Annotated in this window: 12 protein-coding genes; 5 read left to right on the top strand and 7 right to left on the bottom strand. The window is 62.8% G+C overall.

Going from position 1 to position 16,439, the window contains the following annotated elements; translation table 11 throughout:
• Positions 1 to 3 precede the first annotated feature (3 nt).
• From ssuC to KU43P_RS25665, 3 genes are read left to right on the top strand one after another with little or no spacing between them, the layout of a single operon-like run.
• The gene (ssuC, locus tag KU43P_RS25675) at positions 4 to 801 is read left to right on the top strand and encodes an aliphatic sulfonate ABC transporter permease SsuC (protein WP_317660241.1); all 798 of its coding nucleotides are present in this window, start codon (positions 4 to 6) and stop codon (positions 799 to 801) included.
• Positions 798 to 1,610 carry an aliphatic sulfonates ABC transporter ATP-binding protein gene (gene ssuB / locus KU43P_RS25670; protein WP_317660240.1) on the top strand — a complete coding sequence of 271 codons (813 nt, stop codon included), beginning with the start codon at positions 798 to 800 and terminating at the stop codon, positions 1,608 to 1,610. Before ssuC ends, ssuB begins: the two co-directional genes overlap by 4 nt.
• Positions 1,611 to 1,655: 45 nt before the next feature.
• Entirely contained in the window at positions 1,656 to 1,871 is a 216-nt protein-coding gene (locus tag KU43P_RS25665) for a molybdopterin-binding protein (protein WP_008095172.1), read from the top strand.
• A 46-nt stretch (positions 1,872 to 1,917) separates the two neighbouring features.
• Here the strand turns inward: KU43P_RS25665 and KU43P_RS25660 are convergent, their stop codons facing one another.
• The 5 genes from KU43P_RS25660 to KU43P_RS25640 form a co-directional block, all read right to left on the bottom strand.
• Entirely contained in the window at positions 1,918 to 7,389 is a 5,472-nt protein-coding gene (locus KU43P_RS25660; protein WP_317660238.1) for a DUF6543 domain-containing protein, read from the bottom strand.
• 85 nt (positions 7,390 to 7,474) lie between these two features.
• Entirely contained in the window at positions 7,475 to 8,110 is a 636-nt protein-coding gene (locus tag KU43P_RS25655; RefSeq protein WP_317660237.1) for a TetR/AcrR family transcriptional regulator, read from the bottom strand.
• Complete coding sequence (gshA, locus tag KU43P_RS25650; RefSeq protein WP_317660236.1) at positions 8,110 to 9,687, bottom strand: glutamate--cysteine ligase; 1,578 nt, start codon at positions 9,685 to 9,687, stop codon at positions 8,110 to 8,112. Before gshA ends, KU43P_RS25655 begins: the two co-directional genes overlap by 1 nt.
• A gap of 264 nt (positions 9,688 to 9,951) precedes the next feature.
• Positions 9,952 to 10,335: a PaaI family thioesterase gene (locus tag KU43P_RS25645; RefSeq protein WP_317660235.1), complete on the bottom strand. Its 384-nt coding sequence runs from the start codon at positions 10,333 to 10,335 to the stop codon at positions 9,952 to 9,954.
• Positions 10,335 to 12,659 (bottom strand): Tex family protein, encoded by a 2,325-nt coding sequence (locus KU43P_RS25640; RefSeq protein ID WP_317660234.1) that lies wholly within the window; start codon positions 12,657 to 12,659, stop codon positions 10,335 to 10,337. The genes KU43P_RS25645 and KU43P_RS25640 overlap by 1 nt, the downstream gene beginning before the upstream one ends.
• A 183-nt stretch (positions 12,660 to 12,842) precedes the next feature.
• On the opposite strand from KU43P_RS25640, the gene ompR reads away from it, so the two are divergent.
• Together ompR and KU43P_RS25630 are read left to right on the top strand one after the other, a co-directional pair.
• On the top strand, positions 12,843 to 13,583 hold the full coding sequence (gene ompR, locus KU43P_RS25635; protein ID WP_317660233.1) for a two-component system response regulator OmpR: 741 nt from the start codon (positions 12,843 to 12,845) through the stop codon (positions 13,581 to 13,583).
• A gap of 13 nt (positions 13,584 to 13,596) precedes the next feature.
• Positions 13,597 to 14,910 carry an ATP-binding protein gene (locus tag KU43P_RS25630; RefSeq protein ID WP_317660232.1) on the top strand — a complete coding sequence of 438 codons (1,314 nt, stop codon included), beginning with the start codon at positions 13,597 to 13,599 and terminating at the stop codon, positions 14,908 to 14,910.
• Positions 14,911 to 15,028: 118 nt separating this feature from the next.
• Here the strand turns inward: KU43P_RS25630 and rimK are convergent, their stop codons facing one another.
• Both rimK and KU43P_RS25620 read right to left on the bottom strand, forming a co-directional pair.
• Positions 15,029 to 15,934, bottom strand: coding sequence for a 30S ribosomal protein S6--L-glutamate ligase (rimK, locus tag KU43P_RS25625; protein ID WP_012316721.1), 906 nt, complete (start codon positions 15,932 to 15,934; stop codon positions 15,029 to 15,031).
• The gene (locus tag KU43P_RS25620) at positions 15,931 to 16,413 is read right to left on the bottom strand and encodes an ATP-dependent zinc protease (protein WP_317660231.1); all 483 of its coding nucleotides are present in this window, start codon (positions 16,411 to 16,413) and stop codon (positions 15,931 to 15,933) included. Before KU43P_RS25620 ends, rimK begins: the two co-directional genes overlap by 4 nt.
• Between the last annotated feature and the right edge of the window lie 26 nt (positions 16,414 to 16,439).

The raw sequence follows: 16,439 nt of genomic DNA, 5'->3' as shown, positions 1-16,439 counted from the left end.
GCCATGAGTCGTGCAACGTCCTCCACCCTGGCCCAGCGCCTGGCCCCGTGGGCACTGCCGCTGGCACTGCTGGCGGTCTGGCAGTTGGCGGTTAGCGCGGGCTGGCTGTCGACGCGCATCCTGCCAGCGCCAAGCGCGGTGGTAAGTGCGGGGGTCGAGCTGGTGCGCAGCGGCGAGATCTGGTCACACCTGGCCATCAGCGGCTGGCGTGCCGGCCTGGGCTTCCTGATCGGCGGCAGCATCGGCCTGTTGCTGGGCTTCATCACCGGCCTGTCGAACTGGGGCGAACGCCTGCTCGACAGCTCGGTGCAGATGATCCGCAACGTGCCGCACCTGGCGCTGATTCCGCTGGTGATCCTGTGGTTCGGTATCGACGAGTCGGCCAAGATTTTCCTGGTCGCGCTCGGCACGCTGTTCCCGATCTACCTGAACACTTACCACGGTATCCGCAACGTCGACCCGGCGCTGGTGGAGATGGCGCGCAGTTACGGCCTGTCGGGCTTCGGCCTGTTCCGCCAGGTGATCCTGCCGGGTGCGCTGCCGTCGATCCTGGTCGGGGTGCGCTTCGCCCTGGGCTTCATGTGGCTGACCCTGATCGTTGCCGAAACCATTTCGGCCAATGCCGGTATCGGTTACCTGGCGATGAATGCCCGTGAGTTCCTGCAGACCGATGTGGTGGTCCTGGCGATCGTGCTGTATGCCGTGCTCGGCAAGCTCGCCGACCTCGCCGCTCGCGGCCTGGAACGTATGTGGCTGCGCTGGCACCCCGCCTACCAATTGGCGAAGAAGGAGGGCGCATGACCGTGCTCAAGGAACAACCGCCACGCCTGCTGCGAGGCATCCCGCTGGCAGCCAACGGCCTGCGCAAGACCTTCGGCCAGCGTGAGGTGCTGCGCGGCATCGACCTGCACATCCCGGCCGGCCAGTTCGTCGCCATCGTCGGCCGCAGTGGCTGCGGCAAGAGCACCTTGCTGCGGCTGCTGGCCGGGCTCGACCAGGCCAGTGCCGGTGAACTGCTGGCCGGCGCCGCGCCGCTGGCCGATGCCCGCGAGGACACCCGCCTGATGTTCCAGGATGCGCGCTTGCTGCCCTGGAAGAAGGTGATCGACAACGTCGGTCTGGGCCTGCGTGGCGACTGGCGCCAACGTGCGCTGGATGCCCTGGAAGCGGTCGGCCTGGCTGACCGCGCCAACGAGTGGCCAGCGGCGTTGTCCGGCGGCCAGAAGCAGCGTGTGGCCCTGGCCCGCGCACTGATTCACCAGCCGCGCCTACTGCTGCTGGATGAGCCGCTGGGCGCGCTGGATGCGCTGACCCGTATCGAAATGCAGCAACTGATCGAACGCCTGTGGCGCCAGCACGGCTTCACCGTGTTGCTGGTCACCCACGACGTCAATGAAGCCGTCGCGGTAGCCGACCGGGTGATCCTGATCGAGGACGGCGAAGTCGGCCTGGACCTCACCGTCGAACTGGCAAGGCCGAGGGCGCGTGGTTCGCACCGCCTGGCCGCGCTGGAAAGCGAAGTGCTCAACCGTGTCCTGTCGGCCCCGGGCACACCGCCCGCGCCGGACCCTGTAGCCCCTTTGCCCACGCAACTGCGTTGGGCGCACTGAATGACTCACTTACCAGACTGAAGCCAATAGCGAAGGAATCAAGCCATGACTATCAAAGCGATCAACGTACGTAACCAGTTCAAAGGCACCGTGAAGGAAATCCTCGAAGGCCCGGTACTGTCGGAAATCGACGTGCAGACGGCCTCGGGTATCGTGACGTCGGTGATTACCACGCGTTCGGTGAAGGAGTTGGAGCTGCAGGTGGGCAGCGAGGTGATTGCCTTCGTCAAATCGACGGAAGTGTCTATCGCCAAGCTGTGAGCAGTTAATGCCTGGGCTGCCATGCAGCCCAGGCGAGGATGCCGCGTCAGTCGCTGGCCGGGCGCAGGTTGTCGAAAATCCGGGTGGCTTGGGCTTCACTCAAGTTACCCCGCCAGGCCCCGGCACCGAGGTTTCTTTCACTCGGATGCTTCAAATGGCCTGCCTCAAGCCGCGTAAAGCCCTGCGTCGGCCGTTGACGAAAGTGGAAATGGGCATACCAGACGGGCTCCTTGGTGTGCTTGTCATTCACCCGATACTCTTCCAGGTATTCGATGGGTTGACCTTTGCGATCCACTTTCGCTTTCAATGTGCGCGACCAGGCTACTTCAACTTCTTGCTGTTCCAGCAGGTAATCCAGATGCCATACCGAAGGCTTGCCGGTCGCCTTGGTTTGCTCGATACGTAGCGTTCGACCCAGTGCGTCCAGTTCGTCGGCACTGGTGTCCAGACTTTTCACCAGGGTGTCGTGCTCACCAGTGATCGCCGGGCCAGCTTTTTCACGAATCCTTTTTGCAAGGAATCGTAGTTGCTGCGCGTAGCCCTGTGCGATGTCTTCAAGGTCGATGGGTATCGCATCCGGTGTCTTGTATTGGGGCAACCTGGCCCGGTGCTTGGGCACATCGTTCAGCCGCGCCTTGGCAATCTTCACAAGTTCCGGCAGCGACTGAGTCGGGGTAGCGCGTGCGGGCCGGATCAGCTGCCACGTGTTCGCATCGTTCTTGATGTAGATGGAATGCGCCTGCTGCGTATTGGGCCGGTTGATGTGCATGCGTATCTGCCCGTGTTCGCTGACCTCGCTACCGATGCGTGGCCCGTCCTCGGTTTCGAACAACCGCGGGCGGGTAGGGCCGCGATCGGGGTTGACGGCGGGGCGCGGGATAACGTTGGCCAGGTCGTCATCAATCTCCTTGATCAGTTGGCCCATGAGTTGGCGGAACGTTTGGGCTTGGTCCTTGGCTATGAGGGCCTGGAAGGTGTCTTCCCAGGCGGTGAGGTGGTTGAGGTAATGCTGGTAGTGCCTTTGGGCATTCGTCAGGAAATGCCGATCCTGAGCGCGGGTGAGGCCTGCCCTGGGCAATGCAAGATGGCTGAAGAGCGTGCTGCGCAAGGCACTACCCTGGTCGAGGTAAAGATCCAGAAAGATATCCCGGTTCACATTTTCGACAGCGTTGGCGTCGAACAGTATGTTTGAAAGGATCGAGGCCCGAGTCAGTCGCGCTTTGGCCACATCAAGCGTCAGGCCCGACGCGTCGGCGTTGTGCATGTATTGGGTCAATACGCTGCCCTGCAACTGCTTGCGCCGATTGTGGTGGCGAATGGCGATGCGCTCGATCATCGCCAAAGTGTCGGCCAGTTCGTTCTCTGCCACCTGCAGTTCTATCGCCAGGCGCTTGATCAATGGGGCGGCCGAGGCACTGGCGCTTGCAGTTCTCATAGCGTTGGATGCCTGCAGCACCCGCTCACTGGCAAGGAGAAAACGCCCAGACGCCAGATTCATGTCGAGAACGCTCATTTCATTGATGTTTTGCTCACACAAGCCAACGAACCTTCTGAAATCCGCCCTGTTCAGCGTTGCACGTTGCTCCTTGAGGCGCGCAATGCTGTGTTCGTTGTACGCGATGCTCACGTTGAGCTCGTCACTCAGTTGCTTGCGGGCATCGGCAATGGCGACGCGCTGCGCAGTGCTGAGCGCCTGCCCATCGATGTGCGGCTGCATGGCTGATCGGTAGGCTACCTGCTTTGTCTTCATGCTTGCGGCGATGCGCTGGAGCTCACCGTCTATCTCGCGCGCCAGTTCCAGCCCGGTCAGTTGTGGCCGCTGCCGGCCAAGCGCAGTACGCCAGATTGCAATGCCTTGTTCGAAGAGGTTGCTGAGTGCACCGCCGCCACCAGCAAGCCCGTTCTCGACCAGCAGGCCGCTCAGCCTGCCGGGGGTTTCCCATGTCCCCAACTCGCTGAGCTGCACGGCCTGACGGTAGCTGCGGACACCTTGCGGCTTGAGCCTCCAGGTCGCGTAGGTCGAGTCCCAACCCACGGCATACCAGGTGCTGTTTCGCGTTATGTAGTGCTGCTCAGTGCCCGCAAGCTTGAGCACACCTGTGCCTTTGGCATGGGTGGAGCGTTGTAGCGACCCCAGCGGCGGTTCGACTTCGTAACCGGCAAAAGGGTTAGGCCGCTGCTTGCGAATCCCGCCCAACGAGCGAAGCGGGTCGATCCGCTGACGTTGCAGCGTCAGTTGGCGTGCCGAGGGCGCAGGTTTGGCCGAGGCGCCCAGTAGCGCGAGCGAAACGATGGCATCGCTCATGGACTGCAGCACGCTGACCAAGTGCTGCAGCCCTTCCTCTTCGTCGCCACGGCCGAAGGCGCGGACTGCAGCATTCGCGGCATGCCAGCCATCGTATGCCGCTATTGCCGTACCCGCGCCCGGCACGAAGCAGAGCGCCAGTTTCAAACCCATGAAAAAATGATGATCAAAGCTGTCCGGTGCTGACAGCGTCACGTCGGCCTGGCTACGTGAGGTCGCGCGGTGATTGCGGATCCGTTCGCCCATGTCCAGGTGACACTGATGCGTGGGCATCGGTTCGCGGCGTGCCGGGCCAAGAGCGATGAATCTGATAGCGCTCTTCAGTGCGGTGTTGATGTAGCTTTCATGCTGGGTTGGGTCGCCAGCGTCGGCCTGCAGCGCCAGAAACCGGACCATCCTGTCGTCCAGCGCCATGCGTTGCAGTGCCTCGCAGGCCGCGTCGGCGCTTTCGTGCTGGCTGATGACGTGTCCGACGGGAGCGTTCGGTACGTAGAGCAGTACGGGGCCGGTGGTGCCCTTGATCACATAGGTGTCGGAAAGCCCTGCGCTATCGCTTGAGCCGTCGGCTGCCGTGTCGGGTCTGAGCATGAGGGTGTGGTAGGCAATGGTTCTGGAAGCCAATGCATCGACCTGTTCCTGGCAGAATGTTTCCAGCAGGTGTTGGCCATGGTTGTCGAGGCTGGTCGGCCTGGTCAGCACAAGCACCCTCAAGCAATCCTCATAAGGCGCACGAAGGGTTTCCTGGCGCAGTTGGGCGTGCCAATCGGATGCTTCCTTGGAACCTTGAAAAGTATCGACTATGTGCCTTTCGTAGCTGCCAGCCATGTCCAGCTGCTCGATCAGCTCAGCAATGTAGGCTGGCGTTACGTTGGCTCGCAGCAGGGCGTTGCCTGAGGGTTCGAACTTCACATTGGCGTCTTTGAGCAGCAAGCGCCGATTATCATCCAACGCCTGCAGCATGAATGTTTCCAGGGCAACATCGCTGCGCTCCTTGCTGTAGACCGGCACGACTATGGCGCTGGCACCGCCTGTGGCGGACTGACCGGCGACCTCTTTCTTGGTCGTGACGCTGTCGGCGATATCAAGGCTGATCTGCGGTATTTCCTGCAGCTTGAATGCGTTGCGCAGGTGTTGATGCAGCATGGCCCGCGAAAATGCTGCCTGCGTTGGCAGGCCCTTGAGCACCTTTCCCGATGCATACAGTGATACCTGCAATGCCTCCATTTGGGAGACGAGCTCAGCCCGCTGTTTGCTATCGAGGTGTTGCAGCGGCGCTAACTGTTGCTGGATATGGTCAGTACGGTTCTGTTCCGCAAACCGCGCCATGGCCTGGGCCCTGGCGCGATTCTCGCTGCTGCACAGGCGCTGCCGGGTCTGTTCGCGCGTAGCCTGGGCAGGCAACGCAGTGACGACAGCTTTCACGCAATCGTGCATGAAGTGCGAAAGGATGGGTGAGTGTATGAACGTGACCGCTGTTGAGCTGGCCAGGGCATCGAGCAGGCCTGAACTGTCTGTTGGAGCAGCCGATTCCAGCAGGGCATCGGGCCATGCTCCCTGGAGCGTTGCCAGCAAGCGCCTGGCAAGCTGCCACTGATCATCGAAGGCCATGAGGCCGCCGCGCTGGCCGGGCCGGTAGAGCAGCAGCGAATCATCCTGTGTGTCGTCGTTGGGCGTGGCGCGAAATGTCATGTAGCCGCACAGCTGCCACTTGAGGTCGCCGGCGACCAGTTCCAGCGTGCTGGCTTGCACGGCCCGCCGCAGACTTGGCTCGGGCCTGTCGACGAGACTTTCGATCCATTCCAGGTGGGTGGGTGAAAGATCACCCAAGGTATTCTGCAAACGCGCTTCCTTCAGCAGGGCCTGACACAGCTTTTCGCTGATCAGCTCTTCCAGCGTCTCTTCCCCCTTGAGCACTTTCAAGTCCGCATCGGTTACCTGATCGGGTAGCTCAAGCAGTAGCAGGTCCAGTTCGTCCTGCGACTGGTTCAGCTGTTCCTGGCGTTCTCGCAGCAGGGTGAAGTTGAGCGATGTGGGGGAGGTGTCGCCGTCCAGGTATTGCCCCAGCAGCGCCTCCTGATGCTCGATCTGATCCTGGCGCCTGGCCGATGGCAGGTACTGCTCCAAGTGAGCGAAATGAACCTCTTCCTGCGCCATTGCCGTATCGGTCGCGGTCACTGCATCAATGGCAGCCTCGGTGGTTGGCGCGAGGGTTGCCAAGATGATCGAACTGCGTTTGGCTTCCCAGCGCTGCAGGTCGCTCCAGTCCAGCGGGTCGGTTTCACTCTGCTCACAGGCCTGGTCCAGCAGGTAGTCGGAAATGACCTGGCCTTGCCGCACATGGTCTTCCACCAGCGCGTCGAAGCCATCGGTTTCAATCGTTGTGACGATCACGTTGTCGCGTGTGCCGGTGGAAATGGGCGACCTTGGGTCCGACCAGAACCAGGAACGGTTGAGCAAGATCCAGTCACGCATGCTCTGAAGGCTGTCGAAGCGCAGGATGGCGTTGTTGATACTCGGCAGGTAGATCAACCAACCCGAATCGCCGGATTGCGGCGCCAGCGCCAGTGCAGCGGTACTGGTCAGCAGGGTTCCGGTAGGTAGTCGCCATTGCAGCTGTGCGTGGCTGAGCTCAGGCCGCCGGCCTTGTTTCCAGTCGTCGAGACCCAACTTGCCGATGCCGAATGCTATGTCCAGGCAGCTCAGGAAGTGTTGGCGCAGCAAGCTGCTCGCGTGTTTTTGCCGCGAGATGGCGGTACCTGGCATACGGCCTTGCCAGTAATTACGGGATGCCTGCAGGCTCAGCGCATTTACGACTGGATTGAGCTCGGTAATCCAGTTTTTGGCGGTCCATTGCGACCGTTGTGACGCTTCGTCGAAGCCCCAGGTGGCCCACGTAGAGAAGGCATTGCCGAGCACCGGGCTGGCGAGCAGGCGGGCGGCGAAGGTCAGCAGGGTCACTTGCCGGCCATCGTGGTGCAGGCCGCAGGCATCAGGGTTCAAATCGAGGTGGGCACGCAACGTTGTCCGCAGCGCATGCTGCAAAGTGGGCGCTCCGTCCAACAGCCGTCGCAGCTGTCTGGTGGTGTGCACCCAGGCGGGCTTGGCGGCCACCAGCAGATTACTCCTGCCGGCCAACTGTTGGTCGACGGTATCTGTGTCGGTAAGCAGTAATGCCTGGACATGGGCGTTTTGAAAGCTTTCGGGGGTAGGCATGGGCAATGGTCTCTTTGAGGTTGCACATTTGCAAATGCCTCATTGAAACGGTCGCTACGCCTTGCTCGGTGGTAAATCTATGTATTCAGCCGAGGGTGCGCTTGGGTAGGAAGGGCGGCAAGTAGAGTGCGAGGTAGGCCTCGAAAACGCGCATGCCTTCCTCTGCCATGCGAGGTGTGATCTGTTCGAACAACTGCATCGAGCGAGCATACACCCGGTCGCTCAGCTCCATGGCCAATGCGAAGACATCCACATCGCCCGGCATGGCCGGTAGCTGGAAATGTCGATCAAACAGCCTGTGCATGAGCTCGCCCAGCTCCATGTCGTGCTGGCGGTCGGCTTGTACCACTTCGCTCAGCCCATGCTGGGCCAGGATCAGCTGACGCGCTGCGGTGTCCTCGTTGTAGATGGCCAGCATGCGTTGTTCGACCAGCCGAGACAACGCGTGCCAGGTGGTGAACGCACTGCTGTCGATGGGCGCACTCAAGGCTTCGCGAAACGCTCGGTGCACATCCGCGGTCAGTGCTTCAAGCAAGGCCGGCACGCTGGCGAAGAAGTGGTACACGGACGATGGCGGAATCTGCGCCCGCTCGGCCACGCTGTAGATCGACAACGCGGCCACCCCTTGCCCGGCCAGCAATTCGCGAGCCGCCGCCAGGATCGCTTCGATCCTGGCCTGGCTGCTGGCGCGTGGCTTGCGTGGGGTGGCGCTGCGGTTCATCAGTTGCTGATCGCCAGGATGCTGGCCTGGTACGCACCGACGAACAGGTCGAAGTCGCCGACCTCCTGTTGCTCCAGGCGCGACTGCTCGGCCAGCGAGTCGCGGGCCAGGGTCTCGTAGGCTTGCTGACGCTCGGTGGGCAGCGGCTGCTCACGGAAGGTCTGGGCGTGCAGGCGGCTCTGGCGCAGGGAGAACTGCACGAAGCTTTCGTCATGCTCGGTCATGCGTGCCAGCACCTGCGCCGACGGCGTCAGCGAGATGTCTTCGACCTTGGCCTGCTGTTCGGCCAGCGCCTTGGCATGTTCGTCACCGCCGTGGGCGCGGTCGAGCAGGTCGGCCAGTTGGCCGATGCGCGCAATGAGCTCGCCGGCCCAGGCTTTCAATGCGATGGGCTGGCCATCACGGTGCAGTTCCAGTCCCGGCCGACGGCCTTCCTTGACCACGGTGAGGAAGTTGCTGGTGCACTGGCTGCATTCGCCGTTGTCCAGTTGCGGGCTCTCTTCCAGCGCGCAGAACAGCAGGAACGCATCGAGGAAGCGCGCCTCGGTCAGGTCGATGCCCACTGGCAGGAAGGGGTTGATGTCCAGGCAGCGCACTTCCACATACTGAACGCCACGCGAGGTCAGGGCCTGGATCGGCCGCTCGCCGGTGTAGGTGACGCGCTTGGGGCGGATGTTCGAGTAGTACTCGTTCTCGATCTGCAGGATGTTGGTGTTCAGCTGCACCCACTCGCCATCCACATGGGTGCCGATCTCGACATAGGGCGGGTAGGGCGTGCCGACGGCCTTGCGCAGGCTGTCGGTGTAGCTGTCCAGGTTGTTGTAGCAGGGCGTGAGGCCCGCCTGGGCATTGCTCTGGTAGCCCAGGTCGCTCATGCGCAGGCTGGTGGCGTAGGGCAGGAACAGGGTTTCGGCATCGAGCTCTTCGAGCTGGTGCGGGCGGCCGCGCAGGAAACCTTTGTCCAGGGCCGGCGAGGCGCCGAACAAGTACATCAGCAGCCAGCTGTAGCGGCGGAAGTTGCGGATCAGCGCGATGTAGGCCGAGGACTGGTAGTCGCGGGCGCTTTCGGTGCTGCCTTCGGCATCGCGCAGCAGGGGCCACAGGGCCTCTGGCAGGGAGAAGTTGTAATGGATACCGGCGATGCACTGCATGGTGCGGCCGTAACGCAGGGCAAGGCCCTTGCGGTAGACGTGCTTGAGCTTGCCGATGTTGGACGTGCCGTACTCGGCGATCGGGATGTCCTCCTCGGCCGGCAGCGTGCACGGCATCGACGGGCTCCACAGGTATTCGTCGGCGAGCTTGCTGTAGACGAAACGGTGGGTCTGTTCGAGGCTCTCGAGCACCTTGGCCGGGTCTGCCAGGGCTGGGGTGATGAACTCCAGCAGCGACTCGGAATAATCGGTGGTGATCTGCTCGTTGGTCAGCGCCGAACCCAATGCTTCCGGGTGCGGGGTCTGGGCCAGGCGACCTTCATCGGTCACTCGCAGGCATTCGCGCTCAATACCGTGCAGGCACTGCTCGAGCAGGGGAAGATTGGCGCCGAGCAGGCTCAGGCGGCGGTTGAGGAGGTCGCTCAAGATGGATTCCTTCACGCGTCAGTCGCCCCAATATGGGGGTAGGGATGACGGTCTACAAGGGTAGTTGGAAAAGGAACTGGCGTTGTCGCCTGGTTTACGCGGTTCCGGCACCGAATTCGGGTCCGCTTCGCGGCCCATCGCCGGCAAGCCGGCTCCCACAGGTGTCAGCAGCGCTGCAGACAAGGTGGGAGCCGGCTTGCCGGCGATGGGGCACGAAGTGGCCCCAAGCTATTGCCGAAAATACCGCAGATAGAGCTTGGTGAGCTAGAGAACCGCGAAGGTTCCTTGAGCTTTTGCCACGAGTTTGTCGCCTTGGACTACATCGGCGTCGACCACAAGCGTGCGACGCCCGGCATGCAGCACACGGGCGGTGCAAATCACCTCACCGTCGCTGACGGCGCGCAGGTAGTTGATCTTGCACTCGATGGTCACGCTCTGCTGGTCGAAACCATGGCTGGCCGAGCAGGCCAGGCCCATGGCGATGTCCACCAGGCTGAAGATCGCACCGCCGTGCAGCTTCTGGCCGCGGTTGCGCAAGTGCGGCTCCAGCGCCAGGGCCACCTCGGCAACGCCGGTGTCCAGGCGTTGTACGCGGCAGCCAAGCAACTGGCTGTAGGCGCTCTCGGTCAGCTCCTTGGGGATTTCCATCATTTCTTCTTCAGCTGCTTGGCGTTGGCGAACAGTGCCGCCATGGCGTTGTTGGCGGGGGCGGCGGTGGCCGTTTCACGCTGGCGTGGTGGCTGCTGCGGGCGGTTGCCGCCATTGCCACGGTTGCCGCCACGGTTGCCTTCGACCTTCTCGCCTGGGGTATCGCTCATGCGCATGGACAGGCCGACGCGTTTGCGCGGGATGTCCACTTCCATGACCTTGACCTTGACCACGTCACCGGCCTTGACCGCTTCGCGCGGGTCTTTCACGAACTTCTCCGACAGCGCCGAGATATGCACCAGGCCGTCCTGATGCACACCGATGTCGACGAAGGCACCGAAGTTGGTGACGTTGGTGACCACGCCTTCGAGGATCATACCCGGCTCCAGGTCCTTGAGGTCCTCGACGCCGTCCTGGAAGGTGGCGGTCTTGAACTCGGGGCGTGGGTCGCGGCCGGGCTTGTCCAGTTCCTGGAGGATGTCGGTGACGGTCGGCAGGCCGAAGGTTTCGTCGGTGAAGCGCTTGGGGTCGAGGCGCTTGAGGAAACCGCTGTCGCCGATCAGCGAACGGATGTCGCGGTCGGTGTCGGCGGCGATGCGCTTCACCAGTGGGTAGGCTTCAGGGTGCACGGCGGAGGCGTCGAGCGGGTTGTCGCCGTTCATGACGCGCAGGAAGCCTGCAGCCTGTTCGTAGGTTTTTTCACCCAGGCGGCTTACTTTCTTCAGCGCGGCGCGAGTGGCGAACGGGCCGTTGGCGTCGCGGTGGGCGACGATGTTTTGCGCCAGGGTGGCGTTCAGGCCGGAAATGCGGGTCAGCAGTGCCACCGAGGCAGTGTTCACGTCCACGCCCACGGCGTTCACGCAGTCCTCGACCACCGCGTCCAGGCCGCGGGCCAACTTCACCTGGGATACATCGTGCTGGTACTGGCCGACACCGATCGATTTCGGGTCGATCTTCACCAGTTCGGCAAGTGGATCCTGCAGGCGGCGGGCGATCGACACGGCGCCACGAATCGACACGTCGAGGTCCGGGAATTCGCGGGCGGCCAGCTCCGAGGCCGAGTACACCGAGGCACCGGCTTCCGACACCATGACTTTGGTGATCTTCAGGGCGGGGTATTTTTTCACCAGTTCGGCCACCAGCTTGTCGCTTTCACGGCTGGCGGTGCCGTTGCCGATGGCGATCAGCTCAACCGAGTGCTTGGCGCACAGCGCCGCGAGAATGGAAATGGTGCGGTCCCAGTCGTTCTTCGGGGCGTGCGGGTAGACCGTGGTGTGGTCCAGCAGCTTGCCGGTGGCATCGACCACGGCGATCTTGCAGCCGGTACGCAGGCCCGGGTCGAAGCCCAGGGTGGCGCGCGGGCCGGCCGGCGCGGCTAGCAGCAGGTCGTGCAGGTTGTGGGCGAAGACGTTGATCGCCTCGCCTTCGGCGTTGTCGCGCAGCTCGCCGAACAAGTCGGTTTCCAGGTGGGTGTACAGCTTGACCTTCCAGGTCCAGCGCACCACCTCGCCCAACCACTTGTCTGCCGGGCGATTGTGGTTTTCCAGGCCAAAATGGCTGCCGATCATCAGTTCGCATGGGTGCGAGGTGCCTGGCAGCTCTTCGCCGACCTTCAGCGAGGCGCTCAGCACACCTTCGTTGCGCCCGCGGAAAATCGCCAAGGCGCGGTGCGACGGGGCGTTGCGCAGCAGTTCGTCATGAGCGAAGTAGTCGCGGAACTTGGCGCCTTCTTCTTCCTTGCCAGCCACCACGCGCGCGCTGAGCACCGCTTCGTGCTTGAGGAAGTTGCGCAGCTTGTCGAGCAGGGCGGCGTCTTCGGCGAAGCGCTCCATGAGGATGTACTTGGCACCCTCCAGCGCGGCCTTGACGTCGGCCACGCCCTTGTCGGCGTCGACGAAGCGCGCGGCTTCGTTTTCCGGGGTCAGCTGCGGGTCGTTGAACAGGCCGTCGGCCAGCTCGCCAAGGCCCGCTTCCAGGGCGATCTGGCCCTTGGTGCGACGCTTTTGCTTGTAGGGCAGGTAGAGGTCTTCGAGGCGGGTCTTGGTGTCGGCCAGCTTGATCTCGCGGGCCAGTTCCGGGGTCAGCTTGCCCTGTTCCTCGATGCTGGACAGGATGCTGGCGCGGCGCTCGTCGAGTTCGCGCAGGTAGCGCAGGCGCTCTTCCAGGTGGCGCAGCTGGGTGTCGTCCAGGCTGCCGGTCACTTCCTTGCGGTAACGGGCGATGAAGGGCACGGTCGAGCCTTCGTCCAACAAGCCCACGGCCGCTTCGACCTGCTGCGGGCGAACGCCCAGTTCCTCGGCGATACGGCTGTTGATGCTGTCCATGTAAACCACCTGACAAGGATTGAAAGCCGCGCATTATACCCATCGAAAACGGCTTGCGGTGATGGCGCCCGGCCAGCGCCGATGGCCAGGAACTGGCGCCCGGGGAAAAATCTGCTAACAATGCTCACGTCACGCAGGGTAATGGCTACGCCATAATGCGCGGCGATATCAGAGGAGTTATTCATGACTGGCACCCCCAACACCGCTGAAGGTGACAAGATTCTCATCGTCGACGACGATCCCGGGCTCAGCAGCCTGCTGGAACGTTTCTTCACCAGCAAGGGCTATCGCGCCCGCGCGGTGCCCAACACCGAACAGATGGACCGCCTGCTGCAGCGCGAGGTGTTCAACCTGGTGGTGCTCGACCTGATGCTGCCGGGTGAAGACGGGCTGTCCGCGTGCAAGCGCCTGCGCCAGTCGAACAACCAGATTCCGATCATCATGCTCACCGCCAAGGGCGACGAACTCAGCCGCATCAAGGGGCTGGAGCTGGGTGCCGACGACTACCTGGGCAAGCCGTTCAACCCTGATGAGCTGATGGCGCGGGTCAAAGCCGTGCTGCGCCGTCAGGCGCCGAGCGTGCCGGGTGCTCCTGGCAGCGAAGACGAGTCGGTCACCTTCGGCGACTACGAGCTGTCGCTGGCCACCCGCGAGCTCAAGCGCGGTGAGGAAGTGCACATGCTCACCACCGGTGAATTCGCCGTGCTCAAGGCGCTGGTCATGCATGCCCGCGAGCCGCTGACCCGCGACAAACTTATGAACCTGGCCCGAGGCCGTGAGTGGGACGCCCTGGAGCGCTCCATCGACGTGCAGATCTCGCGCCTGCGCCGCATGATCGAGCCGGACCCGTCCAAACCACGCTATATCCAGACGGTCTGGGGTGTGGGTTACGTGTTCGTCCCAGACGGAAACGCTGGTAAGTGATGCTGCGCCGTCAATGAAAACACCGCTTTGGTTTCCGCAGAGTTTCTTTGCCCGCACCTTGTGGCTGGTACTGATCGTCGTCCTGTTCTCCAAGGCGTTGACCCTGGTCTACCTGCTGATGAACGAGGACGTGCTGGTCGACCGACAGTACAGCCACGGTGTGGCACTGACCTTGCGCGCCTACTGGGCTGCCGATGAAGAGAACCGCGACAAGATCGCCGAGGCCGCCGGGTTGATCCGGGTGACTGGTTCTGGCGTGCCCGAAGGCGAACAGCATTGGCCCTACAGTGAGATTTACCAGCGGCAGATGCAGGCCGAGCTGGGTGATGACACCGAAGTGCGCTTACGCATCCACGCGCCGCCGGCGCTGTGGGTCAATGCGCCGAGCCTGGGCCCGGGGTGGCTGAAGGTGCCGCTGTATCCCCACCCGCTGCGCGGGCAGAAGATCTGGAACGTGCTGGGCTGGTTCCTGGCCATTGGCCTGTTGTCGACCGCCTCGGCGTGGATCTTCGTGCGCCAGCTCAACCAACCGCTCAAACGCCTGGTATTTGCTGCCCGTCAATTGGGCCAGGGGCGTAGCGTGCGCCTGCCGATCAGCGACACACCCAGCGAAATGACCGAGGTGTACCGGGCCTTCAACCAGATGGCCGAGGATGTCGAGCAGGCGGGGCGAGAGCGCGAGCTGATGCTGGCGGGGGTTTCCCACGATTTGCGCACACCGCTGACGCGCTTGCGCCTTTCCTTGTCGTTGCTGGGTAGCGACAGCGAGCTGAGCGACGACATGGTGCGTGACATCGAGGATATGGACGCGATTCTGGACCAGTTCCTGGCGTTCATCCGTGATGGGCGTGACGAGCCGGTGGAAGAAGTCGACCTTGCCGACCTGGTGCGTGAAGTGGTGGCCCCCTATAACCAGCCGCATGAGCGTGTGCGCCTGTGCCTGGAGCCGATTCCACCGTTTCCGCTGCGCCGGGTTTCGCTCAAGCGCATGCTGGGCAACCTGATCGGCAATGCCTTGCACCATGCCGGCAAGGGTGTGGAGGTGGCTGCCTATGTGTCGGGTGACGAGAGTGCGCCGTATGTGGTCTTGAGCGTGCTTGACCGTGGCGCGGGGATTGACGAGTCGGAGCTGGAGACCATCTTCAACCCGTTCATTCGCGGGGACCGTGCCCGCGGTGGCAAGGGCACCGGTTTGGGCTTGGCGATCGTCAAGCGGATCGCGGCGCAGCACGGCGGCAATGTGGAGTTGCGCAACCGGTCCGGCGGTGGGATCGAGGCGCGGGTGCGGTTGCCGTTGGGGCTATTGTTGCCGCGCAATGCTGTTTGATTTTTGGTTGCCTGTAACGGCCCTATCGCCGGCAAGCCGGCTCCCACAGGTATCCCACAGGTCTTGAGCATTGTGGTGACCCTGTGGGAGCCGGCTTGCCGGCGATAGGGCCCTTGAGTCAACCCTTGCCCTTGGTTCGGGTCTGATTCGGCCCGCCATTCTTCTCTAGATGCTCGATGATCATCCCGGCCACGTTCTTGCCGGTGGTCACTTCGATCCCTTCCAACCCTGGCGAAGAGTTCACCTCCATCACCAACGGCCCATGGTTCGAGCGCAGGATATCCACACCCGCCACGCTCAAACCCATCACCTTGGCGGCGCGAATGGCCGTGATCCGCTCTTCAGGCGTAATCTTGATCAGGCTGGCGACTCCACCACGATGCAGATTGGAGCGGAACTCCCCTGGCTTGGCCTGACGCTTCATCGAGGCAATCACCTTGTCGCCGACCACGAAGCAGCGAATGTCGGCACCGCCGGCCTCCTTGATGTACTCCTGAACCATGATGTTCTGCTTCAGGCCCATGAAAGCCTCGATCACCGACTCGGCTGCCTGGGTGGTCTCGCACAGCACCACGCCGATGCCTTGGGTGCCTTCGAGCACCTTGATGACCAGGGGCGCGCCATTGACCATCTGGATCAGGTCGGGGATGTCGTCCGGCGAGTGGGCGAAGCCGGTGATCGGCAGGCCGATGCCGCGGCGCGACAGCAGTTGCAGCGAGCGCAGCTTGTCACGGGAACGGGCGATGGCCACCGACTCGTTGAGCGGGTACACACCCATCATCTCGAACTGGCGCAACACCGCGCAGCCGTAGAAGGTCACCGAGGCGCCAATGCGCGGAATCACTGCATCGAACCCTTCAAGCGGCTTGCCGCGGTAGTGGATCTGCGGCTTGTGGCTGGCGATGTTCATGTAGGCCCGCAAGGTATCGATCACTACCATTTCGTGGCCACGCTGGGTACCGGCTTCGACCAGGCGGCGGGTGGAATACAGACGCGGATTGCGCGACAGCACAGCGATCTTCATGCAGCACCTGTGACAGGGGAAAGGGTGGCCGGAAAGGCCGGTTTGTCTTGAACGTACTTGAGGCCCGGGTTGACCACCAGTTGCCCGTGAATCAGCGCCTTGGAGCCGAGCAGGAGCCGGTAACGCATGTTCTTGCGGCAAGCCAGGGTGAATTCGACTTCCCACACCCGGTCGCCCAGTGCCAGTGGCGTACGGATGACGTAGCGGGTCTGGGCGTGGCCGTTGGAGCTCTTGATGGTTTTCATGGTGACCAGTGGCGCTTCGCACCGGCGGTGGCGCAACTGCACCACCGAGCCCAGATGGGCGGTGAAACGCACCCAGGCCTGGCCGTCGCGCTCGAATGGCTCGACATCGGTGGCATGCAGGCTGGAGGTGCTGGCGCCGGTGTCGATCTTGGCTCGAAGGCCCGCCAGGCCGAGGTCGGGCAGAGCGACCCACTCGCGCAGGCCGATCACAGTCAGATGGTCAAATGTCTTCACGAAACACACCCTGCGAATGAGGTGGT

Source organism: Pseudomonas sp. KU43P (assembly GCF_033095865.1).
Classification (GTDB): domain Bacteria; phylum Pseudomonadota; class Gammaproteobacteria; order Pseudomonadales; family Pseudomonadaceae; genus Aquipseudomonas.
This window is presented reverse-complemented; position numbering and strand designations above follow the sequence as displayed.

What these genes read in the sequence shown, in the direction of transcription:
- ssuC (WP_317660241.1), top strand. Translation starts at nt 4, where the DNA reads ATGAGTCGTGCAACGTCCTCCACCCTGGCCCAGCGCCTGGCCCCGTGG.
- ssuB (WP_317660240.1), top strand. Translation starts at nt 798, where the DNA reads ATGACCGTGCTCAAGGAACAACCGCCACGCCTGCTGCGAGGCATCCCG.
- KU43P_RS25665 (WP_008095172.1), top strand. Translation starts at nt 1,656, where the DNA reads ATGACTATCAAAGCGATCAACGTACGTAACCAGTTCAAAGGCACCGTG.
- KU43P_RS25660 (WP_317660238.1), bottom strand. Translation starts at nt 7,389, where the DNA reads ATGCCTACCCCCGAAAGCTTTCAAAACGCCCATGTCCAGGCATTACTG.
- KU43P_RS25655 (WP_317660237.1), bottom strand. Translation starts at nt 8,110, where the DNA reads ATGAACCGCAGCGCCACCCCACGCAAGCCACGCGCCAGCAGCCAGGCC.
- KU43P_RS25645 (WP_317660235.1), bottom strand. Translation starts at nt 10,335, where the DNA reads ATGGAAATCCCCAAGGAGCTGACCGAGAGCGCCTACAGCCAGTTGCTT.
- KU43P_RS25640 (WP_317660234.1), bottom strand. Translation starts at nt 12,659, where the DNA reads ATGGACAGCATCAACAGCCGTATCGCCGAGGAACTGGGCGTTCGCCCG.
- ompR (WP_317660233.1), top strand. Translation starts at nt 12,843, where the DNA reads ATGACTGGCACCCCCAACACCGCTGAAGGTGACAAGATTCTCATCGTC.
- KU43P_RS25630 (WP_317660232.1), top strand. Translation starts at nt 13,597, where the DNA reads ATGAAAACACCGCTTTGGTTTCCGCAGAGTTTCTTTGCCCGCACCTTG.
- rimK (WP_012316721.1), bottom strand. Translation starts at nt 15,934, where the DNA reads ATGAAGATCGCTGTGCTGTCGCGCAATCCGCGTCTGTATTCCACCCGC.